At 64.0% G+C, this 26,504-nt stretch carries 22 protein-coding genes; 18 read left to right on the top strand and 4 right to left on the bottom strand.

Going from position 1 to position 26,504, the window contains the following annotated elements; genetic code table 11:
• Positions 1-6: 6 nt before the first annotated feature.
• From ubiB to AB6809_RS31465, 14 genes are all read left to right on the top strand, one after another.
• Positions 7-1,584: a ubiquinone biosynthesis regulatory protein kinase UbiB gene (gene ubiB, locus AB6809_RS31530; protein ID WP_029970485.1), complete on the top strand. Its 1,578-nt coding sequence runs from the start codon at positions 7-9 to the stop codon at positions 1,582-1,584.
• A 39-nt stretch (positions 1,585-1,623) separates the two neighbouring features.
• Positions 1,624-2,259 carry a methyltransferase domain-containing protein gene (locus tag AB6809_RS31525; RefSeq protein WP_029970484.1) on the top strand — a complete coding sequence of 212 codons (636 nt, stop codon included), beginning with the start codon at positions 1,624-1,626 and terminating at the stop codon, positions 2,257-2,259.
• 227 nt (positions 2,260-2,486) lie between these two features.
• Positions 2,487-2,873 carry an FmdB family zinc ribbon protein gene (locus tag AB6809_RS31520; RefSeq protein WP_006047967.1) on the top strand — a complete coding sequence of 129 codons (387 nt, stop codon included), beginning with the start codon at positions 2,487-2,489 and terminating at the stop codon, positions 2,871-2,873.
• A gap of 72 nt (positions 2,874-2,945) precedes the next feature.
• Entirely contained in the window at positions 2,946-3,599 is a 654-nt protein-coding gene (locus tag AB6809_RS31515; protein ID WP_006047966.1) for a DUF502 domain-containing protein, read from the top strand.
• 76 nt (positions 3,600-3,675) lie between these two features.
• Complete coding sequence (gene aspS / locus AB6809_RS31510) at positions 3,676-5,475, top strand: aspartate--tRNA ligase (protein ID WP_006047965.1); 1,800 nt, start codon at positions 3,676-3,678, stop codon at positions 5,473-5,475.
• Positions 5,476-5,651: 176 nt separating this feature from the next.
• Positions 5,652-6,137: a dihydroneopterin triphosphate diphosphatase gene (nudB, locus tag AB6809_RS31505; protein WP_029970480.1), complete on the top strand. Its 486-nt coding sequence runs from the start codon at positions 5,652-5,654 to the stop codon at positions 6,135-6,137.
• Positions 6,134-7,393 carry a cardiolipin synthase ClsB gene (clsB, locus tag AB6809_RS31500; RefSeq protein WP_029970479.1) on the top strand — a complete coding sequence of 420 codons (1,260 nt, stop codon included), beginning with the start codon at positions 6,134-6,136 and terminating at the stop codon, positions 7,391-7,393. The genes nudB and clsB overlap by 4 nt, the downstream gene beginning before the upstream one ends.
• 262 nt (positions 7,394-7,655) lie before the next feature.
• A complete protein-coding gene (locus AB6809_RS31495) occupies positions 7,656-8,438 on the top strand; it encodes a tetratricopeptide repeat protein (protein WP_310029892.1) in 783 nt (260 codons plus the stop codon).
• 18 nt (positions 8,439-8,456) lie between these two features.
• Entirely contained in the window at positions 8,457-9,221 is a 765-nt protein-coding gene (locus AB6809_RS31490) for a glycosyltransferase family 9 protein (protein WP_310029889.1), read from the top strand.
• A 254-nt stretch (positions 9,222-9,475) separates the two neighbouring features.
• Complete coding sequence (locus AB6809_RS31485; protein ID WP_006047961.1) at positions 9,476-10,075, top strand: TetR/AcrR family transcriptional regulator; 600 nt, start codon at positions 9,476-9,478, stop codon at positions 10,073-10,075.
• Positions 10,076-10,143: 68 nt separating this feature from the next.
• Positions 10,144-11,931: an acyl-CoA dehydrogenase C-terminal domain-containing protein gene (locus AB6809_RS31480; protein WP_310029886.1), complete on the top strand. Its 1,788-nt coding sequence runs from the start codon at positions 10,144-10,146 to the stop codon at positions 11,929-11,931.
• 126 nt (positions 11,932-12,057) lie between these two features.
• Positions 12,058-14,493 carry a 3-hydroxyacyl-CoA dehydrogenase/enoyl-CoA hydratase family protein gene (locus tag AB6809_RS31475; protein WP_006047959.1) on the top strand — a complete coding sequence of 812 codons (2,436 nt, stop codon included), beginning with the start codon at positions 12,058-12,060 and terminating at the stop codon, positions 14,491-14,493.
• A gap of 30 nt (positions 14,494-14,523) precedes the next feature.
• Entirely contained in the window at positions 14,524-15,723 is a 1,200-nt protein-coding gene (locus AB6809_RS31470; RefSeq protein ID WP_029970476.1) for an acetyl-CoA C-acyltransferase, read from the top strand.
• Positions 15,724-15,846: 123 nt separating this feature from the next.
• Positions 15,847-16,617: an enoyl-CoA hydratase gene (locus tag AB6809_RS31465; protein ID WP_029970475.1), complete on the top strand. Its 771-nt coding sequence runs from the start codon at positions 15,847-15,849 to the stop codon at positions 16,615-16,617.
• A 51-nt stretch (positions 16,618-16,668) separates the two neighbouring features.
• Here the strand turns inward: AB6809_RS31465 and fdhD are convergent, their stop codons facing one another.
• Positions 16,669-17,496 (bottom strand): formate dehydrogenase accessory sulfurtransferase FdhD, encoded by an 828-nt coding sequence (fdhD, locus tag AB6809_RS31460; protein ID WP_029970473.1) that lies wholly within the window; start codon positions 17,494-17,496, stop codon positions 16,669-16,671.
• A 123-nt stretch (positions 17,497-17,619) separates the two neighbouring features.
• Between fdhD and AB6809_RS31455 the strand changes: the two genes are divergently transcribed.
• Together AB6809_RS31455 and AB6809_RS31450 are read left to right on the top strand one after the other, a co-directional pair.
• Entirely contained in the window at positions 17,620-18,096 is a 477-nt protein-coding gene (locus AB6809_RS31455; RefSeq protein ID WP_029970472.1) for a nitrate reductase associated protein, read from the top strand.
• A gap of 172 nt (positions 18,097-18,268) precedes the next feature.
• Positions 18,269-21,379 (top strand): EAL domain-containing protein, encoded by a 3,111-nt coding sequence (locus AB6809_RS31450; RefSeq protein WP_029970470.1) that lies wholly within the window; start codon positions 18,269-18,271, stop codon positions 21,377-21,379.
• Positions 21,380-21,406: 27 nt separating this feature from the next.
• Here AB6809_RS31450 and AB6809_RS31445 read toward each other — a convergent pair whose 3' ends face one another.
• On the bottom strand, positions 21,407-22,021 hold the full coding sequence (locus AB6809_RS31445; RefSeq protein WP_029970469.1) for a glutathione S-transferase: 615 nt from the start codon (positions 22,019-22,021) through the stop codon (positions 21,407-21,409).
• A 169-nt stretch (positions 22,022-22,190) separates the two neighbouring features.
• Here AB6809_RS31445 and AB6809_RS31440 point away from each other — a divergent pair, with 169 nt between their 5' ends.
• Positions 22,191-23,111 (top strand): LysR substrate-binding domain-containing protein, encoded by a 921-nt coding sequence (locus AB6809_RS31440; RefSeq protein WP_029970468.1) that lies wholly within the window; start codon positions 22,191-22,193, stop codon positions 23,109-23,111.
• 52 nt (positions 23,112-23,163) lie between these two features.
• Here the strand turns inward: AB6809_RS31440 and AB6809_RS31435 are convergent, their stop codons facing one another.
• A complete protein-coding gene (locus AB6809_RS31435; protein ID WP_006047951.1) occupies positions 23,164-23,559 on the bottom strand; it encodes an acyl-CoA thioesterase in 396 nt (131 codons plus the stop codon).
• Between the two features lie 294 nt (positions 23,560-23,853).
• Between AB6809_RS31435 and AB6809_RS31430 the strand changes: the two genes are divergently transcribed.
• Positions 23,854-25,764, top strand: a complete 1,911-nt coding sequence (locus AB6809_RS31430; protein WP_029970467.1) for an ABC transporter ATP-binding protein/permease — start codon at positions 23,854-23,856, stop codon at positions 25,762-25,764.
• Positions 25,765-25,794: 30 nt separating this feature from the next.
• Here the strand turns inward: AB6809_RS31430 and murU are convergent, their stop codons facing one another.
• Positions 25,795-26,502: an N-acetylmuramate alpha-1-phosphate uridylyltransferase MurU gene (gene murU, locus AB6809_RS31425; protein ID WP_149029163.1), complete on the bottom strand. Its 708-nt coding sequence runs from the start codon at positions 26,500-26,502 to the stop codon at positions 25,795-25,797.
• Positions 26,503-26,504: the final 2 nt, after the last annotated feature.

The following is a 26,504-nucleotide window of genomic DNA, read 5'->3' as shown; positions in this document are numbered from 1 at the left end:
ACCACTATGCGTTTTCTGCGTTTCCTCAAGATCTTTTTCACGGTTATCCGCTTCGGTCTCGACGAGATGATGCTCGGCCGCATCAACGACCGGCGCGTGCGCATGCTGCTGCGTATCACCACGCTCGGACGGAATTTCGACGCGCCGCCTGGCGTGCGCTTGCGCCTCGCGCTAGAAAGCCTCGGGCCGATCTTCGTCAAGTTCGGGCAGGTGCTGTCGACGCGGCGCGATCTGTTGCCCGTCGACATCGCGAACGAACTCGCGAAGCTCCAGGACCAGGTGCCGCCGTTCGATTCGGCGGTGGCCATCGGGCTCGTCGAGAAGTCGCTTGGCGCGCCGGTCGATGTGCTGTTCGACGATTTCGAGCGCGTGCCGGTGGCCAGCGCTTCCATCGCGCAGGTGCACTTCGCGACCGTGAAGGCCGGGCAGCACGCGGGCAAGGCTGTCGCCGTGAAAGTGCTGCGCCCGAACATGCTGCCGGTGATTGATTCAGACCTCGCGTTGCTGCGCGACATCGCCGTATGGGCCGAGCGCTTGTGGGCCGACGGCAAGCGCCTGAAGCCGCGCGAGGTGGTCGCCGAGTTCGACAAGTATCTGCACGACGAACTCGATCTGATGCGCGAGGCCGCCAACGGCAGCCAGTTGCGCCGCAATTTCGCCGGGCTCGACCTGCTGCTCGTGCCCGAAATGTATTGGGAATTTTGCACGCCCACCGTGCTCGTGATGGAGCGCATGGTCGGCGTGCCGATCAGCCAGGTCGATACGCTGCGCGCGGCGGGCGTGGATATTCCGAAGCTCGCGCGCGAAGGTGTGGAGATTTTCTTCACGCAGGTGTTCCGCGACGGCTTTTTCCATGCGGACATGCACCCTGGCAACATCCAGGTGAGCCTCGATCCGGCGCACTTCGGCCGCTATATCGCGCTGGATTTCGGCATCATCGGGGCGCTGTCGGACTTCGACAAGAACTACCTCGCGCAGAACTTCCTCGCCTTTTTCAAGCGCGACTACCATCGCGTCGCGACGCTGCATCTCGAGTCGGGCTGGGTGCCGCCGACCACGCGCGTCGAGGAACTGGAAAGCGCGATTCGCGCGGTATGCGAGCCGTATTTCGACCGCGCGCTGAAGGACATTTCGCTCGGTCAGGTGCTGATGCGCCTGTTCTCGACGTCGCGCCGCTTCAACGTCGAAATTCAGCCGCAGCTTGTGCTCCTGCAAAAAACCATGCTCAACGTCGAGGGGCTCGGCCGCTCGCTCGATCCCGAGCTCGATTTGTGGAAGACGGCGAAGCCCTATCTCGAACGCTGGATGAACGAGCAGATCGGGCTGCGCGGCTGGTACGAGCGGTTGAAGATCGAGGCGCCGCAGTGGAGCAAGACGCTGCCGCAATTGCCGCGGCTGATCCATCATGTATTGGCCGAGCGGCACGATCATGGGCGCGTCGGCAACGACGACATGATCCGGCAGATCCTGCTCGAGCAGAAACGCACGAACCGGCTGCTGCAAGGCTTGCTGCTGTTCGGCGTGGCAGTCGGTGTCGGCGCGGCGCTTGCGCGAGTGTTCCTCGCGCTGGCGTACGGCGCCTGATCCAAGCGAAGCCTAAGCGGCCCGAATGCAAGGCGAACGATGAGCGATCCGACCCAAGATCCGACCCAATCCCCGATGCCCGATTTCGAAAGCCGCGATCCGAATTCGCCGGCGTTCTGGGACGAGCGTTTCGAGCGTCATTTCACGCCGTGGGACCAGGCGGGCGTGCCATCGGCGTTTCAGTCGTTTGCTGGGCGTCATGCCGGCGAGGCGGTGCTGATTCCCGGCTGCGGCAGCGCCTACGAAGCGGCCTGGCTCGCCGCGCATGGCAGTCCGGTGCGCGCCATCGACTTTTCGCACGCAGCGGTCGCGGCGGCGCGCGCGCAGTTGGGCGAACAGCATGCAGAGCTCGTCGAACAGGCGGATTTCTTCAGCTACGAGCCGCCGTTTGCGCCCGCATGGATCTACGAGCGCGCGTTTTTGTGCGCGTTGCCGCCTGCGCGCCGCGACGACTATGCGCGCCGCATGGCCGAACTGTTGCCGCCAGGCGCGCTGCTCGCCGGCTTCTTTTTTATCGGAGCGACGCCGAAAGGGCCGCCGTTCGGCATCGAGCGCGCTGAACTCGAGACGCTGCTCACGCCGCATTTCGAGCTGATCGAAGACGAGGCGGTCAGCGATTCGATCGCGGTGTTTGCGGGACGCGAGCGTTGGCTGACGTGGCGCCGCCGAGGCTGAACGTCGAGCATCGCCCACCGAGGCCGGGGCCGCCGCCGCTGCCGGTTCGAGCGCCGCCGCGCCTACGCATCGCTCGCGCGGCCCTTGATTTTTCATGCAAGCGCCCCCATCTGGCGCGACGGCGGCTGCGCCGGACGCTCATCCCCAAAATGCCGGGGAGCGTTACGGTTTGCGGCTATAATTCAAGGCTTTGCAAGCGTTTACAAGATTTCAGTAGGGAACAGGTCATGCCGATCTACGCTTATCGTTGCGAGTCATGCGGCTTTGGGAAGGACGTCCTTCAGAAGATGAGCGACCCCCAGTTGACGCAATGTCCCGAGTGCGGGAAAGACACTTTTCGCAAACAGGTCACGGCCGCGGGCTTCCAGTTGAAGGGCTCCGGCTGGTACGTGACCGACTTCCGCGGCGGCAACAGCGGCGCGCCCGCGAAGGCCGACGCCAACGGCGCGTCGAATGGCGCTGCCAACGGCGCCTCGGGCGAGAACGCCGCGGCTGCCAGCAACGGCGCCGCCAAACCCGACACAGCCGCAGCCAGCAGTTCAGCCGCGGCGCCGGCAGCACCGGCTGCAACGCCGGCGGCCAGCACGCCCGCAAGCGGCTCCAGCAGCGTCTAGTAGCACTGCCGCCCTCGCGGGCGGCGCACACGCCGCGCATTGCTTCGGCGGCGCGGCTTTCTGGCGGTACACATGACGACGAAAAAAACGACGCTCAAATCGGTGTTTCTGACTGGCCTCCTGGTGCTGGTGCCTTTGGCCATCACGCTGTGGGTGCTCGGTCTGATCATCGGCACGATGGATCAGACGCTGTTGCTGCTGCCGCGCGCATGGCAGCCCGAGCGCGTGTTCGGTTTCCGCCTGCCCGGCCTCGGCGCGGTGCTGACACTGGCATTCATCTTTGTCGTCGGGCTGTTGACTCAGAACTTCGTCGGGCAGAAGCTCGTGAAGTGGTGGGAAGTCGTAGTCGCGCACATTCCCGTGGTCGGGCCGATCTACACGAGTGTCAAGCAGGTGTCCGACACGCTGCTGTCGAGCAGCGGCAACGCGTTTCGCAAGGCGCTGCTCATCGAATACCCGCGCCGCGGCTGCTATACGATTGCGTTTCTGACCGGCATTCCGGGCGGCGACGTGATCAATCACCTGAAAGAAGATCACGTCAGCGTTTATGTGCCGACCACGCCGAATCCTACGTCCGGCTTCTTCCTGATGGTGCCCAAGAGCGAAGTGATCGAACTCGACATGACGGTCGACGCCGCGCTCAAGTACATCGTCTCGATGGGCGTCGTGGCGCCGTCCGCGCCTCCGGCGCCGGTGCGCCGCACGACAGTCGAGCCTCCGCTGTAATGCCGGCGCGCAACGTTTCACGCAGTGTCGAACTGCGGCGCGCCGATCAACCAATGCAAAACGAAAGTCAAACATCATGTCGATGAGATCTGAATACTGCGGTCTGGTGACCGAAGAACTACTGGGCCAAACCGTCTCGCTGTGCGGCTGGGTCAGCCGCCGCCGCGACCACGGCGGCGTTATCTTCATCGACCTGCGTGACCGCGAAGGCCTCGTTCAGGTCGTCTGCGACCCGGATCGCGCGGAGATGTTCAAGGCGGCCGAAGACGTGCGCAACGAGTTCTGTCTGCAGATCAAGGGCGTGGTGCGCGCGCGTCCCGAAGGCACGACGAACGCCGCGCTCAAGAGCGGCAAGATCGAAGTGCTGTGCCACGAGCTGATCGTGCTGAACGCGTCGGTCACGCCGCCGTTCCAGCTCGACGACGACAACCTGTCGGAAACCACGCGCCTCACGCATCGCGTGCTCGATCTGCGCCGTCCGCAGATGCAGCACAACCTGCGTCTGCGTTACCGCGTCGCGATCGAAGTGCGCAAGTACCTCGACACGCTCGGCTTCATCGACATCGAAACGCCGATGCTGACCAAGAGCACGCCGGAAGGCGCGCGCGACTACCTGGTGCCGTCGCGTACGAACCCCGGTCAGTTCTTCGCGCTGCCGCAGTCGCCGCAGCTCTTCAAGCAGCTCTTGATGGTGGCGAACTTCGACCGCTACTACCAGATCACCAAGTGCTTCCGCGACGAAGACCTGCGCGCCGACCGTCAACCGGAATTCACGCAGATCGACTGTGAAACCTCGTTCCTGTCGGAACAGGAAATTCGCGATCTGTTCGAGGCGATGATCCGTCACGTGTTCAAGGAAACGATCGGCGTTTCGCTCGACGAGAAATTCCCGGTCATGGAGTATTCGGAAGCCATGCGCCGCTTCGGTTCGGACAAGCCGGACCTGCGCGTGAAGCTCGAATTCACCGACCTGACCGACGCGGTTAAAGACGTCGAATTCAAGGTGTTCAGCACGCCGGCCAACTCGAAAGACGGCCGCGTTGCGGCGATCCGCGTGCCGAAGGGCGGCGAGCTTTCGCGCGGCGACATCGACAGCTATACGGAGTTCGTGCGCATCTACGGCGCGAAGGGTCTCGCGTGGATCAAGGTCAACGAAGTGGCGAAGGGCCGCGACGGTCTGCAAAGCCCGATCGTCAAGAACCTGCATGACGAAGCGGTCAAGGCGATCATCGAGCGCACCGGCGCGCAAGACGGCGACATCATTTTCTTCGCGGCGGATCGCGCGAAGGTGGTGAACGACAGCCTGGGCGCGCTGCGTCTGAAGATCGGCCATTCGGAATTCGGCAAGGCCAATGGCCTCGTCGAGTCCGGCTGGAAGCCGCTGTGGGTGGTCGACTTCCCGATGTTCGAATACGACGAGGAAGACAACCGCTACGTCGCCGCGCATCATCCGTTCACGAGCCCGAAAGACGAGCACCTCGAGTACCTGGAATCGGACCCGGCGCGCTGCCTCGCAAAGGCCTACGACATGGTGCTGAACGGCTGGGAAATCGGCGGCGGCTCGGTGCGTATCCATCGCGAGGAAGTGCAGAGCAAGGTGTTCCGCGCGCTCAAGATCAACGCCGAAGAAGCGCAAGCCAAATTCGGCTTCCTGCTCGACGCGTTGCAGTACGGCGCGCCTCCGCATGGCGGCATCGCGTTCGGTCTGGACCGCATCGTCACGATGATGGCCGGCGCCGATTCGATCCGCGACGTGATCGCGTTCCCGAAGACGCAGCGCGCGCAAGATCTGCTCACGCAGGCGCCGAGCGAAGTGGACGAGCGCCAGTTGCGCGAGTTGCACATCCGTCTGCGCACGCCGGAACCGAAGGCGTGATGATTTGATGCCGGGTGCTGTCTGAAAACGACAGCAGAAGCAAAACGAAAAGGCGCGGGAGGAAACTCCGGCGCCTTTTTCGTTTTTTGCGTTACAGTCGATGCAACAGCTTTCGACTGTTCATTGGACCACCCGCCGACATGTATCGCGCAAGCATTGCGCCCAGTTTTCACATCATGCCGAAACCGCCGAAGATCCCGCAGTCCGTACTCGTCGTCATTCATACGCCCTCGCTCGATGTGCTGTTGATCGAGCGCGCCGATATGCCGGGGTTCTGGCAGTCGGTGACGGGTTCGAAAGACCGGCTCGACGAACCGCTCGCCGAAACGGCCATGCGCGAAGTGGCCGAGGAAACCGGCATCGTGATCGGCAGCGCAGCCGTGCCGCAAAGCGCGCTGTTCGACTGGCAATACTCGATCGAATACGAAATCTATCCGCAGTTCCTGCATCGCTATGCCGAAGGCGTGATCCACAACACCGAGCACTGGTTCAGCGTGGAAGTGCCCGAGCGCCTCGAAGTCACGCTCGCGCCGCGCGAGCACACCGCGTTTCTTTGGCTGCCGCATGAAGAGGCGGCGTCGCGCTGCTTTTCGTCGTCGAATGCGGATGCGATCCTGCAGTTGCCGAGCAGGCTGCGCAAGCGTTCGGAGTCTCGCCGATGAGCGTCGGCGGCGCACGCCGTTTCGCCCGTCTGCGGCAATCGCTGCTCGGCCGCCGCTATTGGCAGCGCTACCGCTTCACGAGCGGCAACGACGTCAAGCTGCTGCGCTCCGGCGACGAGTTCTTCAGCGCGCTTGTGCAGCGTGTGGATGCCGCCGAGCGCGACGTGGTTCTCGAAACCTATATCTTTTGCTACGACGAGGCCGGGCAGATGGTCAACGCGGCGCTGCTGCGCGCTGCGGCGCGCGGCGTGCGTGTGCGCGTGATCACCGACGGTGTCGGCACCGCCCGCCTGCCGATGTTCGACGAGTGGACCGGCGCGGGCATCGAGCATCGCATCTACAACCCGCACATTTTCGGGCGCTTCGGTTTCTCGCGCACGCACCGCAAGCTCGCCGTGATCGACGACGCGTTTGCGTATTGCGGCGGCATCAACATCGTCGACGATTACGAAAACAACGGCGAGACGCTGCCGTATCGGCGCTGGGATTTCGCGGTCGAATTGCATGGGCCTGTGGTGAGCGACGTGCGCCAGGCGTTCGAAGTGCAATGGCGGCGGATTCGCGTCGGGCATCGGCCGGTGGAGTCGCTCGAGCCCGACCTCAGTCCGAAGACGTCCGCGTCGCTCGGCAGCCTGCGCCGTCGCCGTCGGCGCCGCAACGAAGAACTGTGGGCGGGCGGCGAACCGTGCGTCGCGTTCGTCGCGCGCGACAACCTGATCAATCGCCGCGCCATCGAAAAGGCGTATCTGACGGCGATCGGCCAGGCGCGTAACGAGGTGCTGCTTGCGAATCCGTACTTCATGCCTGGCCGCAAGCTGCGTCGCGCGCTCGTGTATGCGGCGCGGCGCGGCGTCGTGGTGAAGCTGATTATCGGCCGCAAGGAGTTCAAGGCGCTCGACTACGCGGTGCCTTTTCTCTATCGCGCGTTGCTGCGGGCGGGCGTGCAGATCGCCGAGTACGAGAAGACCATGCTGCACGGCAAGGTCGCGGTGGTCGACTCGAACTGGGCGACCGTGGGTTCGTCCAATCTCGACGCGCTGAGCCTCATGCTGAATAACGAGGCCAACGTCGTGCTGGTGAACGATCCGTCGATCGACGCGCTTCGCGAAGCGATCCTCGTCGCGTTCAAGGACTCACGGCGCATCGACGAGGCGCACTACGACGCGCGTCCGGCCGGCGAGCGGCTGCTTAACTGGCTCGCCTACACGACGTATCGGCTGGCGATGAAGGTGCTGACGGTGGGCGGCTACGATTAGCGGATAGGGCCGACGCTTCACAAGCACGCTCAACCATTTCCCGATGTCTTTCAGACGTTTCGCGCAGCCCCTTCGCGGACCCCGAAACCATAATCGCCGCTCACCAGCGGTCAAGCGCCCGACGCGAGAAGATGCGAGCCCATGCGAGCCCATGCGTCGGCGTCAAAGACCTCTGCCATCAAGCAGCGTGCGCCGATGGCACCGCACCGCGCACCGTGAGCGGCGCGAAGCCACCGGCCAGTAATCGAGGTCCGTCCGTCCCATGCCAGCGCATTCCGAAGCCGCATCCGATAACAGCAACATATCAAGCCTGCATGACCAGGCTCTGGCAGCGTACCGGGCCGGTCGCCACGACACCGTCCACGCGCTCGCCGCGCAAATCCTGACGCTGGACGGCGAGCACACCGGCGCCATGCATCTCGAGGGCCTGCTCGCGCTTGCCGCCGGCCAGCCTGAAGTGGCGCAACACTGGATCGACCGGGCGATCCAGCTCGGCCCGGAAGCGAACCTCTACAACACGCTGTACGCGATTCAGCTCAGACTGGGCGATCACGACGGAGCCGTCGACAGTTTGCGCAAGGGGCTCGCACTGCAGCCGGAGTTCACCGCGCTTCACTACAACCTGGCGTTGACGCTGCAACATCTCGACCGTCCGGAAGACGCGGCAGTCAGTTACCGTCGAACGATCGAGATTGAGCCGAGCCACTCCGCCGCGCACAACAACCTCGGCCGCATCTTCGCGGACCTGGGCGCTCTGCAGGAAGCCGAGCATCACTACCGGCGCGCGCTCGAACTCGCGCCGGCCAATCTCGTCGCGCGCAATAACCTGTCGATGCTGCTGCTCGCCACCGGCCGTTATCAGGAAGCGTGGCCCTATTTCGAGGACCGCTGGGTCAGCTTCCGTCACGCCGACGGAAGTCCCGCGCGAGTGCCCATCCAGGCGCCGTTGCCGCGCTGGTGGGGCGAAAGCCCCGCCGTGGTCGGCGCAGCGGAGCCGAAACGTATGCGCAGCGAACGTCTGCTCGTGCTCGACGAGCAAGGCTAGGGCGACAGTCTGCAATTCGTGCGCTATCTGCCAATGGCGCTCGAACTGTTCGCGCAGGTCGGCTATGTGTGCCCGGCGCCGCTGCGTCGCCTGTACGCAGAATCGCTGTGTTCGCGTTGGCCGGGGCTCGTGCTGCTCGACGAGCCGGCGTCCGATTTTGCGAGCTGGGATCGCTATTGCCCGCTGATGTCGTTGCCGATGGCGTTCGGCACGCAAGTCGCGACCATCCCGGCGGACACGCCGTATCTCCACGCCGATATGACGCGTGCCGCCGCCTGGCGCGCGCGGCTCGACACGTTGCCGGACGCGCACTTGCCGCGCATCGGCGTGGTATGGGCGGGCGGCCATTCGGGCATCGCCGTGGATCGCCGGCGCAGCGTCAGCGCAGCTCAGCTCGCGCCGCTCTTCGCGCTGGATCAAATCCGCTGGATCAGTCTGCAAAAGACCGATGATCCCGCCAAGCTGGCCGATCCGGCCAGCCAGGCGCGCCTAACGGACTGGACCGCCGATGTCACGGACTTCGCGGATACCGCCGCGCTGATCGCCAACCTCGATCTGGTGATTTCCGTCGATACCTCGGTCGCGCATCTCGCCGCGGCCCTGGGCAAGCCGGTATGGCTGCTGAACCGTTTCGCCGGTTGCTGGCGTTGGCTGCGCGGACGGGACGACAGCCCGTGGTATCCGGGCTTGCGTCTTTTCACGCAAACTCAGCGCGACGACTGGGACGACGTGCTCGCGCGGACATGCGAGGCACTCAAGCAGCGCTACGCAATCGGAGCTTAAACGTGTTCTAGATTCGCTTGCGCTGCTGCATCATGTCAGCCGGCTGCGCAGTTCGAGGAAGCAGATGGAGCAATGCAAAACTGCCTGACGACAAACCCCTCTAAAAAATCCGATTCCTCTGATTGCTACATGCCCCAAAATTGAAGCCAGGTTAGAAACCGGTTTCTAATAAAGTCCTTGTTTCGCGGACGGCGCCACTCAATAATAGTACGGCCGTTCGATTTTCTTTCGGTCACATTAGAACGGTAAAAGCTATGCGAAAAGGCGAACAAACGCGAGCCGCAATTCTCGATGCAGCACTTGATCTTGCAAGCCGCGACGGACTCGAAGGTCTGACGATTGGCCTCCTGGCCGAGCGCATGCAGATGAGCAAAAGCGGTGTGTTCGCGCATTTCGGGTCGCGCGAGGACTTGCAGGTGGAAGTCGTGCGCGAATATCACCGTCGTTTCGAAGACGAGGTGTTTTTCCCGAGCCTGCGCGAGCCTCGCGGATTGCCGCGTTTGCGCGCGATGATCTCGCGCTGGATCGAGAAGCGCATTCAGGAAGTGACCACCGGGTGCATCTACATCAGCGGCGCCGTTGAATACGACGACCGCGCGGACAGCCAGGTGCGCGAACAACTGGTGTCGAGCGTGACGATGTGGCGCGCGGCGCTCACTCGCGCGATTTCGCAGGCAATGGAAGAAGGGCATCTGCGCGCGGACACCGATCCGCAGTTGATGCTGTTCGAACTGTACAGCTTCACGCTGGGTCTGCATCACGACGCGCGTTTCCTGCATCTGCCGGATGCAGTGCGTCTGACATGGGCCGCGTTGGAAAAACTGATTGTTTCGTATCAAAGCGAAAGCCGTTAGCAGAGAGCCGATCCGCGTCGCGCGTGCAGCTAACGGCCTGGCTTCATGTTTAAACTTTGGAGAGACTCATGGGACAGTACGCCGCGCCGCTGCGCGACATGCAATTCGTGTTGCACGAGCTGCTTAACGTCGAAGCCGAGATCAAGCAGATGCCGAAGCACGCGGATCTCGACGCCGGGACGATCAACGCCGTGCTCGAAGAGGCCGGCAAGTTCTGCTCCGAAGTGCTGTTTCCGCTGAATCACAGCGGCGACCAGGAAGGCTGCACGTACGTCGGCGACGGCGTCGTGACCACGCCGAAGGGTTTCAAGGAAGCCTATCAACAGTACGTTGAAGCCGGCTGGCCCGCGCTCGGTTGCGATCCCGAGTACGGCGGCCAGGGGCTGCCCGCGTTCGTCAACAACGCGCTCTACGAAATGCTGAATTCGGCGAACCAGGCATGGACGATGTACCCCGGCCTCTCGCACGGCGCATACGAATGCCTGCACGCGCACGGCACGCCGGAACTGCAAAAGGTGTATCTGCCGAAGCTGGTGTCGGGCGTATGGACCGGCACCATGTGTCTGACCGAGCCGCATTGCGGCACCGACCTCGGCATTCTGCGCACCAAGGCCGAGCCGAATAGCGACGGCTCGTATGCGATCAGCGGCACGAAGATTTTCATCTCCAGCGGCGAGCATGATCTTGCGGAGAACATCGTTCACCTTGTGCTCGCGCGTCTGCCGGACGCACCCAAGGGCACCAAGGGCATTTCGCTTTTCATCGTGCCGAAGTTCGTGCCGAACGATGCGGGCGAGCCTGGCGAACGCAACGGCGTGAAGTGCGGTTCCATCGAACACAAGATGGGCATTCACGGCAACGCGACCTGCGTGATCAATCTCGACAACGCGAAGGGCTGGCTCGTCGGCGAGCCGAACAAAGGCTTGAACGCGATGTTTGTGATGATGAACGCCGCGCGTCTGGGCGTCGGCATGCAGAGCCTCGGCTTGACCGAAGTCGCGTATCAGAACTCGCTGACGTATGCGAAAGAACGTCTGCAGATGCGCTCGCTGACCGGCCCGAAGGCGCCGGACAAAGCCGCTGATCCGATCATCGTGCACCCCGACGTGCGCCGCATGCTGCTCACGCAAAAGGCCTATGCGGAAGGCGCGCGCGCATTCTCGTACTGGTCCGCTTTGCACATCGACAAGGAACTGTCGCACGCCGACGAATCCGTGCGCAAGGAAGCCGCCGATCTCGTCGCGCTGCTCACGCCGATCCTGAAAGCGTTCCTGTCGGACAACGCGTTCGAAGGCACGAATCACGCGATGCAGATTTACGGCGGCCACGGCTATATCGCCGAGTGGGGCATGGAGCAGTACGTGCGCGACGCACGCATCAACATGATCTACGAAGGCACGAACGCGATTCAGGCGCTCGACCTGCTCGGCCGCAAGATTCTCGGCGACATGGGCGCGAAGATGAAGAAGTTCGGCAAGCTCGTGACCGAGTTCGTCGGAGCCGAAGGCATCAAGCCGGAGATGCAGGAGTTCATCAACCCGCTCGCCGACATCGGCGAAAAGGTGCAGAAGCTCACCATGGAAATCGGCATGAAGGCCATGCAGAATCCGGACGAAGTGGGCGCTGCGGCCGTGCCGTATCTGCGCACCGTCGGGCACCTCGTGTTCTCGTACTTCTGGGCACGCATGGCGCGCGTCGCGCTGGATAACGAAGCATCGGGCGATCCGTTCTACAAGGCCAAGCTCGCCACCGCGCGCTTTTACTTCGCGAAGCTGCTGCCCGAAACGGCCATGACGATTCGCCAGGCGCGCGCCGGTTCCAAGCCGCTGATGGACTACGAAGAAGCGCTGTTCTAAATCACTCACGGAAAGTCGCCGCGCGGGTTCCAACGACGCGGCGATTTTGCCGGCCCCATCCATCGCGAAGTAGTCGACAAACTCGCGACACATTCGCGACACCGCATAACTCCCCGGAGGAACAACGTGAGCAATCTGATCATTCGCAAGGTAGCCGTGCTCGGCGCCGGCGTGATGGGCGCGCAGATCGCCGCGCACCTGATCAACGCCAAGGTGCCGGTGCTGCTGTTCGACCTGCCCGCCAAGGAAGGTCCGAAGAACGCCATCGCGTTGAAGGCGATCGAGAATCTGAAGAAGCTGTCGCCCGCGCCGTTCGGCGTGAAGGACGACGCGCAGTACATTCAGCCCGCGAATTACGACGACGACATCGAGAAGCTCGCCGAATGCGACCTCGTGATCGAAGCGATCGCCGAGCGCATGGACTGGAAGCACGACCTGTACAAGAAGGTTTCGCCGCACATCGCGCCGAACGCGATCTTCGCGACCAACACGTCGGGCCTGTCGATCACCGAGTTGTCGCAAGGTTTCGCGGACGAACTCAAGGCGCGCTTTTGCGGCGTGCACTTCTTCAATCCACCGCGCTACATGCATCTGGTCGAACTGATTCCGACCGCGACCACGCGCCCGGAAATTCTCGATCAACTCGAAACGTTTCTGACGAGCGTGGTCGGCAAGGGCGTCGTGCGCGCGAAAGACACGCCGAACTTCATCGCGAATCGCGTCGGCATTTTCTCGATTCTCGCCGTGATTACCGAGGCCGCAAAATTCGGCCTGCGTTTCGACGAAGTGGACGACCTGACCGGCTCGCGTCTCGGTCGTGCGAAGTCGGCGACGTTCCGTACTGCTGATGTCGTGGGTCTCGACACGATGGCGCACGTCATCAAGACGATGCAGGACAACCTGAAGGACGATCCGTTCTTCCCGGTCTACGAAACGCCGGCCGTGCTCGCCGAACTCGTGAAGAAGGGCGCGCTCGGTCAGAAGACGGGCGGCGGCTTCTACAAGAAAGAAGGCAAGGCGATCAAGGTGCTCGACCCGAAAACGGGCGAGTACGTGGATGGCGGCGCGAAGGCCGACGAACTCGTCGGCCGCATTCTGAAGCGTCCGCCGGCTGAGCGGCTGAAACTGCTGCGCGAATCGGAGCACCCGCAGGCGCAGTTCCTGTGGTCCATTTTCCGCGACGTGTTCCACTACATCGGCGTGCATCTGGAATCCATCGCCGATAACGCGCGCGACGTCGACCTCGCCATCCGCTGGGGTTTCGGCTGGAACGAAGGTCCGTTCGAAGGCTGGCAGACAGCCGGCTGGAAGCAGGTCGCCGAATGGGTGCAGGAAGACATCGCGGCAGGCAAGGCGCTCTCGACTGTGCCATTGCCTTCGTGGGTGCTCGACGGTCCCGTCGCCGAAAAGGGCGGCGTGCATACGAACGAAGGTTCGTGGTCGCCGGCTTCGAAGACGTTCGTGCCGCGCTCGTCGCTTGGCGTGTATGAGCGCCAGGTGTTCCGCGCACCACTCGTCGGCGAAACGGCTGCGGACCCGAAGACTTACGGCAAGACGCTATTCGAAACGGACGCGGTGCGCGCATGGGTCGACGACCGCGCCGGCGAGAACGATGTTCTGATCGTGTCGTTCAAGAGCAAGATGAACACGATCGGACCGTCGGTGATCGACGGTTTGACGCAGGCCATCGAACTGGCCGAGAAGGACTACAAGGGTCTCGTGATCTGGCAGCCGACGTCGCTGAAACTCGGCGCGCCGGGCGGCCCGTTCTCGGCGGGCGCGAACCTCGAAGAAGCGATGCCCGCGTTCATGATGGGCGGCGCGAAAGGCATCGAGCCGTTCGTGAAGAAGTTCCAGCAAGGCATGCTGCGCGTGAAGTACGCGAGCGTGCCGGTTGTGGCCGCAGTGTCGGGCATTGCGCTCGGCGGCGGCTGCGAGTTGCTGCTGCATAGCGCGAAGCGCGTTGCGCACATCGAAAGCTATATCGGTCTCGTGGAAGTCGGCGTGGGTCTCGTGCCTGCTGGCGGCGGCCTGAAGGAAGCGGCGTTGCGCGCGGCCGAGGCCGCGACGCAAGTCGGCGCGACCAACGATCTGCTGAAGTTCGTGCAGAAGTCGTTCGAAAACGCGGCGATGGCGAAGGTGTCGGCGTCCGCGCTCGACGCCCGCGCGATGGGTTATCTGAAGCCGTCGGACACGATTGTGTTCAACGTGTTCGAGTTGCTCGACGTCGCGAAGAAGGAAGCGCGCGCACTCGCCGGCGCGGGCTATCGTCCGCCGCTGCGCGTCACGCAAGTGCCGGTTGCCGGACGCTCGGCGATCTCGACCATCAAGGCATCGCTCGTGAACATGCGCGACGGCCGCTTCATCAGCGAGCACGATTTCCTGATCGCGAGCCGCATCGCCGAAGCCGTGTGCGGCGGCGACGTGGAAGGCGGCAGTCTCGTCGACGAAGAATGGTTGCTGCAACTCGAGCGCCGCGCGTTCGTCGATCTGCTCGGCACGCAGAAGACGCAGGAGCGGATCATGGGCATGCTGCAAACCGGCAAGCCGGTGCGGAACTAATAGCGACGCGCGCAAATTTCGGAGAAACAAATGAGCAAGCAATTGCAAGACGCATATATCGTCGCCGCGAGCCGCACGCCGATCGGCAAGGCGCCGCGCGGCGTGTTCAAGAACACGCGCCCCGACGAACTGCTGGTGCATGCAATCCGATCCGCCGTGGCGCAAGTGCCCGGCCTCGACACGAAGGTGATCGAAGACGCGATTGTCGGCTGCGCGATTCCCGAGGCCGAGCAAGGCCTGAACGTGGCCCGCATGGGCGCGCTGCTCGCGGGCCTGCCGCAGTCGGTCGGCGGCGTCACGGTGAACCGCTTCTGCGCGTCGGGCCTGACCGCGTTGGCGATGGCCGCGGACCGCATCCGCGTCGGCGAATCGGACGCGCTGATCGCGGGCGGCTGCGAGTCGATGAGCATGGTGCCGATGATGGGCAACAAGCCGTCGCTGTCGCCGCATATCTTCGATCGCAATGAAGATGTTGGCATTGCGTACGGCATGGGCCTGACCGCCGAGAAAGTCGCCGAGCGCTGGAAGATCAGCCGCGAAGCGCAAGACGCGTTCTCGGTCGAATCGCATCGCCGCGCGATCGCCGCGCAGCAGTCCGGCGAGTTCAACGACGAGATCGCCGCGTACACGGTCACTGAGCGCTTTCCCGATCTCGCCACGGGCGAAGTGCGCGTTAAAACGCGCGAAGTCTCGCTCGACGAAGGCCCGCGCGCCGATACGTCGCTCGAAGGTCTCGCGAAACTGCGCACGGTGTTCGCGAACAAGGGCTCGGTGACGGCCGGCAACAGCTCGCAGACCTCGGACGGCGCGGGCGCACTGATCGTCGTGTCGGAGAAGATCCTCAAGCAGTTCAACCTGACGCCGCTCGCGCGCTTCGTCAGCTTCGCGGTGCGCGGCGTGCCGCCGGAAATCATGGGCATCGGGCCGAAGGAAGCGATTCCGGCAGCGCTGAAGGCCGCGGGTCTGACACAGGACGACCTCGACTGGATCGAGTTGAACGAAGCGTTCGCCGCGCAATCGCTCGCGGTGATTCAGGACCTGGGCCTCGATCCGTCGAAGATCAACCCCCTCGGCGGCGCGATCGCGCTCGGCCATCCGCTGGGCGCGACGGGTGCGATTCGTGCGTCGACGGTCGTGCACGGCTTGCGCCGCCGCAACTACAAGTACGGCATGGTGACGATGTGCGTCGGCACGGGGATGGGCGCGGCGGGCATCATCGAGCGGCTGTGATACGGCTTGCTTCGGTGCACGCGGCATGCCGTTAAGGCGCTCGCAACGGTTCGCAGGCCTCGCGCTTGCGAACCGTTTTTGCTTTTACTACAGCAGATTCTGTAGCACATGAAGGAGACGAACATGACGACGGACATTCTGGTCGAGCGCGCCAACGGTGTGCTGACGATTGCCTTCAACCGGCCGGACAAGAAGAACGCGATCACGGCCGCGATGTATCAGACGATGGCCGACACTTTGGTCGACGCGCAAGCCGATGCGTCCGTGCGCGCCATTCTGTTTCGCGGCAGCGCGGGCATTTTCAGCGCGGGCAACGATCTCGAAGACTTCATGAAGGCGCCGCCGATGGGCGAAAACGCGCCGGTGTTCCAGTTCCTGCGCGCGATCAGTTCGGCGGAAAAGCCGGTGGTGACGTCGGTCGCAGGGCCGGCGGTGGGCATCGGCACGACGCTGCTGCTGCATTGCGATCTGGTCTATGCCGCCGATTCGGCGAGCTTCTCGTTGCCGTTCGCGCAACTCGGGCTGTGTCCCGAAGCGGCGTCGAGTTTGCTGCTGCAGCGCGTCGCGGGCTATCAGGCCGCGGCGGAAAAGCTGCTGCTCGGCGAGGCGTTCGACGCCGCCGAAGCGCAACGCATGGGCTTCGTGAATCGCGTGTTGCCGGCTGCGGAAGTCGACGCGTTCGCGGCATCGCAAGCCGCGAAGCTCGCCGCGTTGCCGGCGTCGTCATTGCGCGTGACCAAGAGCCTGATGAAGCGCGCGAGCCACCAGGAACTGCAAACGCAGATGTCGGAGGAAGCGCTGCACTTCGGAAAGATGCTGATCGCGCCCGAAGCGCGTGAGGCGTTCAGGGCGTTCTTCGAGAAGCGCAAGCCGGACTTCCGGCAATTCGACTGAACGAGCGGGGCGGCTGCAAAGCGCCCACTTGGCCATGCTCGCAGGAGCCGCTCAGGGCTGCGCCGTGTCGTAATCGACGTAGCTGGTTTCGCGGCAGAAGCTGACGAGCCGCACGCCGGCCTTGCGGGCAATCGCAATCGCCAGCGACGACGGCGCGGAGATCGTCGCGAGCATCGGCACGTCGACGCGCGCGGCTTTGCGCACGAGTTCATAGCTCGCGCGGCTCGACAGAAACACGAAGCCCTCTTTGGTATCCGCGCGATCGAGCACGAGCTGGCCGATCAGTTTGTCGAGCGCGTTGTGGCGGCCGACGTCTTCGAACGCGTAGCGGATCGCGCCCGCCGCGTCGCACCACGCGGCCGCATGCAAACCGCCGGTGAGGCGCGTCAACGCCTGATGCGCGGGCAATTCGCGGGCCGCGCGCGCGATCGCGTCGGGCGCGAGCCGCTGCAAAAAGCCGGTATCGGGCACGCGTTCCGGCTTCAGATCGAGCAGATCGATGCTTTCGATGCCGCACACGCCGCAGCCGGTGCGGCCGGCCAACGCGCGGCGCTTTTCCTTCAGCGCGACGAATGCCTGCTGCACGACCTGCAATTGCACCTCGGCGTGCGGCAATTCGCCGTCGTCATGCAGTTCGACCTCGATGTCCTGAATGTCGCTGCCGCGCTCGACAATCCCTTCCGAAATCGCAAAGCCGACGGCGAATGCTTCGAGATCGCGTGGCGTGCACATCATCACCGCATGCGAGATGCCGTTGAAGACGAGCGCGACCGGCCACTCCTGACCGACGTGGTCGGTGACCGTTTCCACCGCCGCGCCGCGATGGCGGTGCACCTGACGCTCCACCGCGCCGGGCTGGCCTGCTTGCAGTTCGTTCACGCTGATTCACTCCGTTGATGCCGTGCGTGCGCCCGGCCATGCCGCGCCGCCGACGCACGAATAAGGTTCTAAAATACCTCAAGCTGGCCTTGTGCGTTGCCCGTCATCCAAGAGGAAACTGTCATGGGACTCAACGAAGCACCGCTGCTGTTCAACTTCGAGGTGGAGTCGTCGGAGAATTTCACCTACATCCCGATGTCGGTTCGCTTCAATCTCGATCGTTTCGGGCTGCGCATTTCGCTCGCGCAATGGCAAATGCTGCCGCTGGAGGACCGCAAGCTGCTCGCGCGTTTTCCCGTCGAAGACGACGCGGAGATCGAGCCCAACTTCGATCACGCGCTGTTCGAGATGCTGCGCACTCACGCGAACGTCGAGCCGGAGTGGTTCACGCCGGACGAAGCGCCCGCGTGGCGCGACACGGCGAGCGTGCCCGAAAGCGTCGAGCGTCAGGCGAAGCTGGCGGGCCTCGCGGGTCCGAGCGCCGCGCGGTGGGCGGAGCTGGAACCGTTCAAGCGCTACGTGCTCGCCAAGTTGTCGCGCAAGCAGGAGATCAACCACGACTTCATCCCGGCGATGAAGGAATTTGGTGCGGCCGGCTAGGTGCGGCCGGCTAGGCGCACCCCACCAACTTTTTTTCACCTCCCACCCTCAACCTGTTCCGAACGCTGCCGTTATCCAAAGGTTAGCGCGTAAAAGACTCGCATCGATGCCGCCGGACGCATCGCAAGCGGCCTCGCGCTCCCGCCCGAAGAACGATCGACGTTCGGAACCCATGACTCCTTTCATCTCGAAGCGGCTGCTGATCAACATAGCGGTCGTGGCCGTCGCGCTCGGCGCAAACGTGTTCGCCGCATGCTTGCAGATCGCCGGCCAGCGTGAGGCCGACGCGCGCATGCTGCATTCGACGCACGTTCGCCAGAGCCTCGACGCGTACCAGTCGGCGCTCGACGGCGGTCTCGCCGCGCTCGGCCGCCTCGAGGCCGCGGGCGATCCGCCGCCCGTCGACGCGGCCGCGACGATGAACGCGACGCTCGCGAGTCTCGAAAGCAAGTTGCAGGGCGAACTGGCCGACGAACCCGCGATGCTCGCCACGCTCGCCCAGGTCGGCGCGGACCGGCGCGCGCTGCAACGCGACATCGGCGATGCGCTGCTCACGCGCGACGCCGACGAGCCGGCCGCCTCGCGCGCATGGACGGCGGCGTCGTACATGCACGCCGGGCTCGGGCTGCAGCGTGTCGAAGCGGGCCTCGCCGCGCTGCGGGCAGCCGAGAACCGCGCGTTGCAGGCGTCGCTCGCGGCGTCGTCGAAGGAGCGGCGGCACGCGGCGCTGTTTCTGATCGCGACCATGCTGGCGGGCGCGGCGCTCCTGATCTTCACCTTCGGCGCACGCGAAAGCAGCGCGCGCAAGAAGCTGCACAGCGTGCGCGCGCTCGGCCGCAACGACGAGCGCTTTCGCAGCCTGTTCGACGATCATCCGGTGCCGATGTATATCTTCGAGCGCGAGACGCTGCGCTTTCTCGCCGTCAATTCGGCCGCGATCAAGCAGTACGGCTATTCGGAGAGCGAGTTTCTCGACATGACGATTCGCGCGATCCGGCCGAATAGCGAGATCGGCCGGCTCGAGTCGCACTTGCAGCGCGCCGACAGCGCCGAGCGCGGGCGCACGATGGCGGGCATCTGGCATCACCGGCGCAAGGACGGCTCGGTGATCAGCGCGGACATCTCCTATCACGCGCTGAACTTCATGGGCCGCGCCGCGTTCTTCGTTCTCGCCGACGACGTCACCGAGCAGATCAACGCCGAAGCCGAGGCGCAGCGCTCGAACCAGATGCTCGAAGCGGTGATCGACAACATCCCGCAGCGCATTTTCTGGAAGGACCTGGAGTCGCGCTATCTCGGCTGCAACATGGCGTTCGCGCGCGACGCGGGTCTGTCGTATCCCGAGCAGGTGGTCGGCAAGAGCGACGCCGACATGCCGTGGCGCGCGTTCGCCGAATTGCTCAACGCGCACGACAGGGAAGTGGTCGGCACGGGCGTGCCGAAGATGAACTTCGAAGTCGACGTGGTGATAGACGGCGTGCACCGCACGACCGTCACGAGCAAGCTGCCGTTCACCGACGGCGACGGCCGCGTGATCGGCGTGCTGGGTTCGTACACGGACATCACCGAGCGCAAGCGCGCCGACCTCGCGCTGCGTCTGCAAAGCCGCGCGCTCGATGCGAGCGTCAACGCGATTCTGATCACGGCGCCTTCGCCGGCGGGCAATCTCATCGAATACGTGAATCCCGCCTTTATGCGCATCACGGGCTACGATCCCGCCGAGGTGATCGGCCACGATTGCCGCGTGCTGCAACGCGACGATCGCGAGCAGGAAGGTGTCGCGCTGATCCGCGAGGCGCTCGCCGCGAATCGCGAAGTGAGCGCGGTGGTGCGCAACTATCGCAAGGACGGCGCGCTGTTCTGGAATCAGCTTTTCATCGCGCCGGTGCCGGATGCGGAAGGCGTGATTACGCATCACATCGGCGTGATTAACGACGTGACCGACCTGATGCGCTATCAGGAACAGCTCGAATATCAGGCCAACTATGACAGCCTCACGCGCCTGCCAAACCGCAACCTGCTGCGCGACCGCTTGCAGCATGCGTTGATCGTCGCGCAGCGGCAGCACAAGGGCGTCGCGGTCGTGTTCATGGATCTCGACGGCTTCAAGAACGTCAACGACAGTTTGGGTCACAGCGTCGGCGACCGGCTGCTCGGTGTCGTCGCCGAGCGGCTCGCACGCTGCACGCGCACGAGCGATACGGTCGCGCGTCACGGCGGCGACGAGTTCGTGGTCGTGATGACCGATACCGTCGACGAACAATCGCTGATTGCGTGGATGGAGCGCGTGCGCGCGTCGATCTCGGAGCCGGTGTGGCTCGACGGAACGGAACTGTACGTGGGCTGCAGCCTGGGCGCGAGCCTGTTCCCGCAAGACGGCGACGACGCGGAAACGCTAATGAAAAAGGCCGATCTCGCGATGTATCGCGCGAAGGACATGGGCCGCAACACGTTCCAGTTCTATCAGCCCGAGATGAACGCGAGCGCGGGCGCGCGCCTTAACCTGGAGCGGCGTCTGCGGCGCGCGCTGCGCGACAACCAGTTCTTGCTGCACTATCAGCCGCAAGTCGATATTCACACCGGGCGGATTGTCGGCACCGAGGCGCTGGTGCGCTGGCGCGATCCCGAAGTCGGGCTCGTGCCGCCGTCGTCGTTCATTCCCGTTGCCGAAGAAAGCGGGCTGATCGGCCCGCTGTCGGAATGGGTGCTGCGCGAAGCGTGCCGTCAAAACAAGGCGTGGCAAGACCTCGGCTTGCCGCCGGCGCGCGTTTCCGTGAACCTGTCGGCGCGCGTGTTCCAGCAGCGCGACATTGCCAAGCTCGTGATGCAGGTGCTCGACGAAACCGGGCTCGAGCCGCGATATCTGGAACTGGAACTGACCGAAAGCGCGATCATGCGCAATGCCGAAGAAGCCGTGTCGATGCTCAACGAACTGAGCGCGCTGGGCATCGGCCTCGCAATCGACGACTTCGGCACCGGCTATTCGAGCCTCAGCTATCTGAAGCGCTTTCCGGTGGACCGGCTGAAGATCGACCGCTCGTTCGTGTCCGACATCGGCATCTCGGGCGACGACGAGACCATTACTTCGGCGATCATCGCACTCGCGCATTCGTTGAAGCTGCAAGTGATCGCCGAAGGCGTCGAGACCTCGGCGCAACTCGACTTTCTGAAGGAGCGCGCGTGCGACGAGATGCAAGGCTTCTACTTCGCGAAGCCTTTGTCGACCGATGCGATCTCCGCGCTGATGAAAGGCGGCACCGCGCACGAACCGGCGATGGCCTGAAGCCTGGCTAACGCCTGCGCCTCGCGCTCACACCGCCGGCGTGCTCACGAAAACCGGCAACTGTTCCGCCGCCGCCGAAAACGCCTGCAAATGCGGGTGCGCGCTCGCGCTGACGATCTGCGGCAGCATCATCTGCGTGAAATTCCACGCGACGGCGACCGTGACTTCGGCCGCGCCGAAGCGCTCGGCCTCGGTCGGCAAGGGCGCCGCCGCGGCTTCCTGTTCGAGCTCGGCGTAGGCGGCGAGCACTTGCGCACGCACACGGTCCATCCACGGTTCATGCTGCTTCTCGGCCGGCCGCAGGTTGCGTTCGTAGACGATCTGCACGCTCTTGTCGCATGCGGCGAGCGAGAGGCCGGTGAGGCGCGCGGCGCGCAGGCAGTCGTCGGGATGCGACGGAAATAGCCGCTGCTTCGGACCGGCCAGCGACGCGAGATATTGCAGGATCACCGTCGAGTCCATCACCGTCTTGCCGTTATCGGCGACGAGCGTCGGCGCCTTGACGACCGGGTTGATCGCCGCGAACTGGTCGTAGGTGCTGAACACCGAGATGGGCGCGTGCTCGAACTCGAGCCCGAGCAGCTTCATGCAGATAGCGACCCGGCGCACGTAAGGCGAGTCGAGCATTCCGATCAGTTTCATGTCTGTCCCGTTAGACCTTCTATCATCATGCGCCGTGGGGTCGCGGCGCTCGTTGCGTGTCGCCGCGTCCCGCCGCGTCCATGCGGCGCGCTTCACCGCAATAAGATTAAGCATCCCGGCGCGGCAGAAAAAGCGAAATTATTCGACGGTTTACGTCAGAATCTCTTACATGAAACGCATTCCGCCCCTGACCGCTCTGCGCTGCTTCGAGGCCGTCGCGCGCCTCGGCGGCGTCACGCAGGCGGCCCGCGAGTTGCACGTCACGCATTCGGCGGTGAGCCAGCAGATCAAGGTACTCGAAGAGGCGATGGGCGTCGCGCTTTTCGTACGCGAGGCGCGCGGTCTGCGTCCGACCGACGAAGGCCGTCTCTACGCGCTCGAGATCCGCGCGGCGCTGCGCGACATCACGCAGGCCACGCGCCGCGTGCTCGCGCGTCCGCACGACAGCGAACTGGTGATCGCAACGTTGCCGTCGTTCGCGCAACATTGGCTCGTGCCGCGTCTGCCCGACTTTCGCGACGCGCATCCGTATTACCGCGTTCGTCTCGTCACGAGTTTGCAACTCGAAGATTTGCGCCACGGTGCGAGCGATGTCGGCATTCGCATGGGCCAGGGCCATTGGCCCGACGTCGCGCATCAAAAGCTATTCGACGATGAAATGATCGTGGTCGCCGCGCCGCATTTCGCGCTCGCGCCAGGTGGCCGCTTGCCGGTCACGGCCGAAGAGGTGATCGCGTGTCCGCTGGTTTCGAGTCCCGACGCGCCGTGGGCCGACTGGTGCGAAGCCGCGAAGGTCGCGCAACCGGATGCCGCGCGCGTGGTGTTGTCCGCGAACGATTCGAACGTGGTGATCGGCGCGGTCTTGCTCGGCCAGGGCGTTGCGCTCGAGCGGCGCAGCCTGGTCGCGCACGCGCTTGCGCGCGGCGAGCTGGTGCAGATCACGCCGGTTCGCGTGCCTTATCGCTATCCGTACTGGCTTGTGTGGCAGCAGCGCGAAACGCTCACTGCGCAGCAGGCGCATTTCGCGCAGTGGATCGAAGGACAGGTCGACGCGTATCTGCGCGCGAATGCGGCGCTTGGGGATCAATAGCGCCGCGCTGCGGTCGGGTGGGTTCGGCGCGTTGGGGCGGGTCCGGCGCGTTTCAGTCGAGCGCGGGCAGTGCGCGCGGACGGCGGTCGCTGTCGGTGGCGACGTAGGTCAGCGTGGCCTCCGTCACTTTGACGATGTCTTCCGCGAGGCTCATACGTTGCGCGTAGACCTCGACGGAAACGGTGATGGACGTATTGCCCGTCTTCACGATGTCCGCGTAAAAGCTCAGCAGATCGCCGACGAACACCGGCTGCTTGAAGAGGAACGAATTGACCGCGATGGTCGCGACTCGCCCGTTCGCGCGGCGGCTTGCCGGGATCGAGCCGGCAATGTCCACCTGCGCCATGATCCAGCCGCCGAACACGTCGCCGTGGATATTGGCGTCGGCCGGCTGCGGCATGACGCGCAGCGCGCAAGGCTTTTGCGGGAGTTGGAGAATATCGGTCATCAGTTACCCTGGAAACGCGTGTTGGTTTGATTCGCCTGGCCGGCGCGGCTCACGACGCAAGCCGCGGACATTACCAAACAGCAGAGCCGCGTCCAACGTCCAGCCATAACGAGCCGCCTCGCCGATGAAAAGCGGCGCCAGCCGGCTTCTGCGACAATAGAACGATCAGGAATTGTACGGGAAAGCGCCCAGTCGGGTCGCGACGAGGCCCCGTGCGCCGGCAGTTGGCGGCGCGCGCGTGGCGGTCGCGGCCGCTGCGAACTCCGGCATTTCCATATCTCCCCAGCCCAATCCATGCGCCGCTCGCTTCCGTCCGAACCCTCGCCGATTTCCACCCAGCCGCGCAACGACTGGCAGACGATCCTGTCTCTGCTGCCGTATCTCGCCACGTACAAATGGCGCGTCGCGTTCGCGCTGAGCTGCCTGATCGGAGCGAAGATCGCCAACCTCGGCGTGCCGATCGTGATGAAGCGGATCGTCGACAGTCTCGCGTCCGTGCAGCATCTCACGGCGCTTGGCCGCGCGCACGATTCGCCGGGCATCGTGCTGCTCGGCGGCGTCGGCTTGCTGGTGGTCGCCTATGCGGTGGTGCGGCTCTCCACGTCGCTCTTCACCGAGTTGCGCGAAATCCTCTTTTCGAAAGTCACCGAAAGCGCCGTGCGGCAACTCGCGCTCAAGGTGTTCCGGCATCTGCATGGCCTGTCGTTGCGCTTTCATCTCGAGCGGCAAACGGGCGGCATGTCGCGCGACATCGAACGCGGCACGCGCGGCATCACGCAACTCATTTCGTATTCGCTGTACAGCATTCTGCCGACGCTCGTCGAAGTCGGCCTCGTGCTTGGCTTTTTCGTCGTCAAGTACGAGGCGTATTACGCCGCGGTCACGTTCGTGGCGCTGGCCGTGTACATCGTCTTCACGGTGAAGGTGACCGAGTGGCGCACGCATTTTCGCCGCACGATGAACGAGCTCGATTCGAAGGCGAACTCGCGCGCCATCGACTCGCTGCTCAACTATGAAACCGTCAAGTACTTCGGCAACGAAGAGTGGGAAGCGAGCCGTTACGACGAGAACCTGAAGCGCTATCGCACCGCGGCGATCAAGTCGCAGCGCTCGCTGTCGGCGCTGAACTTCGGGCAGCAGGCGATCATCGGCACGGGGCTCGTGTTCATTCTGTGGCGCGCGACCGAAGGCGTGATGGCCGGGCGCCTCACGCTCGGCGATCTCGTGCTGATCAACACGTTCATGCTGCAGCTTTATATTCCGCTGAATTTCTTGGGCGTCGTGTATCGCGAGCTGAAGCAAAGTCTCACCGACATGGACCGCATGTTCACGCTGCTCGGCGCCGCGCAGGAAGTGCCCGATGTGCCGGGCGCGCCCGCGCTGCGAGTGAGCGGCGGGCAAGTGCGTTTCGAGCACGTCAACTTTTCATACGAGCCGGCGCGGCAGATTCTGCACGACGTGAGCTTTACGATTGCGGCTGGCACCACGACGGCCGTGGTCGGGCATAGCGGCTCGGGCAAGTCGACGCTCGCGCGGCTGATGTTCCGCTTCTACGATCTGGATCGCGCGACGGGCGGCGCGATCACCATCGACGGTCAGGATATTCGCGACGTCGCGCAGGCGTCGTTGCGCGCGTCGATCGGCACGGTGCCGCAGGACACGGTGCTGTTCAACGATTCGATCTACTACAACATCGCTTATGGACGGCCTTCGGCGACGCGCGACGAAGTGATCGCGGCGGCGCGCGCGGCGCATATCCACGAGTTCATCGAAGGACTGCCGAAAGGCTATGACACGCCGGTCGGCGAGCGCGGCCTGAAGCTCTCGGGCGGCGAGAAGCAGCGCGTCGCGATTGCGCGGACCATCCTGAAGAATCCGCCGATTCTACTGTTCGACGAGGCCACGTCCGCACTCGATTCACGTTCGGAACGCGCGATCCAGCACGAGCTCGATCAGATCGCGCGCGAACGCACGACGCTGATCATCGCGCACCGGCTGTCGACGGTGGTGCACGCTCAGCAGATCATCGTGATGGACAAGGGGCGCATCGTCGAGCGCGGCACGCATGCCGAACTGTTGCGCGCAAACGGCCTGTTCGCGCAGATGTGGGCGTTGCAGCAGCAACGCGCGGCCGAGACGTCGGAAGTGGTGGAGAGTGCCGGCGCTGCGGCGATGCCTGACAGCGCGGAACTGCCGGCGCGTTGAACGCAAACTCAGCGCGACCGCACCGCGATCTCAGCGCAACCGCAACCTCTCATCGAGTTGCTGAAGCTGCGCCGGCGTGCCGACGTTTTCCCACAAGCCTTCGTATAACTCGCCGGTCGCAAGACCGCGTGCGATCGTTTCGCGGTAATACGGCGTGAGCGCGCGTCGCGTGCCACGCGGAAGATCGCGGAACATGCGCGTGTCATAGAGTCCGATATTGCCGAACGTGAAGCGCGGCGCGCCGTCGAGCGACAACACATCGTCCTTGAGCGCAAAGTCTCCGTTCGGATGAAACGGGGGATTCGGCACCATGACGAGATGCATGCCCGGCTCGGGCAAAGCCTTCAATGCGTCGGCGCGCGCGCTCAACCTGCTGTAATCGAAGTCCGCGTACACGTCGCCGCTCACCGCGACGAACACTTCGCTTGCCCCGTTATCTTCGATCAGCGTAAGCGCCTGCACGATGCCGCCCGCGGTCTCGAGTGCTTCACGCTCGGGCGAATAGCGCAGTTCGACGTGCCAGCGTGAACCGTCGCCGAGCGCGGCTTCGATCTGCTCGCCGAGCCACGCGTGATTGATCACGATGGTTTCAAAGCCCGCCCGCGCGAGCCGTTCGATCTGCCAGACAATCAGCGGCTTGCCGCCCGCTTCGAGTAGAGGCTTCGGACACGCGTCGGTCAACGGACGCATGCGCTCGCCGCGGCCCGCGGCGAAAATCATCGCTTTCTTCAGAGGCATTG

Origin of the sequence: Paraburkholderia sp. RCC_158, assembly GCF_041355255.1 — a bacterium.
GTDB lineage: Bacteria > Pseudomonadota > Gammaproteobacteria > Burkholderiales > Burkholderiaceae > Paraburkholderia > Paraburkholderia graminis.
Note: the sequence above shows the minus strand (reverse complement) of the source record. Positions and strands in the feature narration are given on the sequence as shown.

Bases quoted from the DNA above. Each gene is read 5' to 3' on its own strand.
- AB6809_RS31495 (WP_310029892.1), top strand. From the start codon at position 7,656: ATGCCAGCGCATTCCGAAGCCGCATCCGATAACAGCAACATATCAAGC.
- aspS (WP_006047965.1), top strand. From the start codon at position 3,676: ATGTCGATGAGATCTGAATACTGCGGTCTGGTGACCGAAGAACTACTG.
- AB6809_RS31435 (WP_006047951.1), bottom strand. From the start codon at position 23,559: ATGACCGATATTCTCCAACTCCCGCAAAAGCCTTGCGCGCTGCGCGTC.
- AB6809_RS31455 (WP_029970472.1), top strand. From the start codon at position 17,620: ATGGGACTCAACGAAGCACCGCTGCTGTTCAACTTCGAGGTGGAGTCG.
- AB6809_RS31525 (WP_029970484.1), top strand. From the start codon at position 1,624: ATGAGCGATCCGACCCAAGATCCGACCCAATCCCCGATGCCCGATTTC.
- AB6809_RS31470 (WP_029970476.1), top strand. From the start codon at position 14,524: ATGAGCAAGCAATTGCAAGACGCATATATCGTCGCCGCGAGCCGCACG.
- murU (WP_149029163.1), bottom strand. From the start codon at position 26,502: ATGCCTCTGAAGAAAGCGATGATTTTCGCCGCGGGCCGCGGCGAGCGC.
- AB6809_RS31480 (WP_310029886.1), top strand. From the start codon at position 10,144: ATGGGACAGTACGCCGCGCCGCTGCGCGACATGCAATTCGTGTTGCAC.
- AB6809_RS31485 (WP_006047961.1), top strand. From the start codon at position 9,476: ATGCGAAAAGGCGAACAAACGCGAGCCGCAATTCTCGATGCAGCACTT.
- AB6809_RS31440 (WP_029970468.1), top strand. From the start codon at position 22,191: ATGAAACGCATTCCGCCCCTGACCGCTCTGCGCTGCTTCGAGGCCGTC.
- AB6809_RS31445 (WP_029970469.1), bottom strand. From the start codon at position 22,021: ATGAAACTGATCGGAATGCTCGACTCGCCTTACGTGCGCCGGGTCGCT.
- AB6809_RS31515 (WP_006047966.1), top strand. From the start codon at position 2,946: ATGACGACGAAAAAAACGACGCTCAAATCGGTGTTTCTGACTGGCCTC.
- AB6809_RS31465 (WP_029970475.1), top strand. From the start codon at position 15,847: ATGACGACGGACATTCTGGTCGAGCGCGCCAACGGTGTGCTGACGATT.
- ubiB (WP_029970485.1), top strand. From the start codon at position 7: ATGCGTTTTCTGCGTTTCCTCAAGATCTTTTTCACGGTTATCCGCTTC.
- AB6809_RS31450 (WP_029970470.1), top strand. From the start codon at position 18,269: ATGACTCCTTTCATCTCGAAGCGGCTGCTGATCAACATAGCGGTCGTG.
- AB6809_RS31520 (WP_006047967.1), top strand. From the start codon at position 2,487: ATGCCGATCTACGCTTATCGTTGCGAGTCATGCGGCTTTGGGAAGGAC.
- AB6809_RS31430 (WP_029970467.1), top strand. From the start codon at position 23,854: ATGCGCCGCTCGCTTCCGTCCGAACCCTCGCCGATTTCCACCCAGCCG.
- clsB (WP_029970479.1), top strand. From the start codon at position 6,134: ATGAGCGTCGGCGGCGCACGCCGTTTCGCCCGTCTGCGGCAATCGCTG.
- nudB (WP_029970480.1), top strand. From the start codon at position 5,652: ATGCCGAAACCGCCGAAGATCCCGCAGTCCGTACTCGTCGTCATTCAT.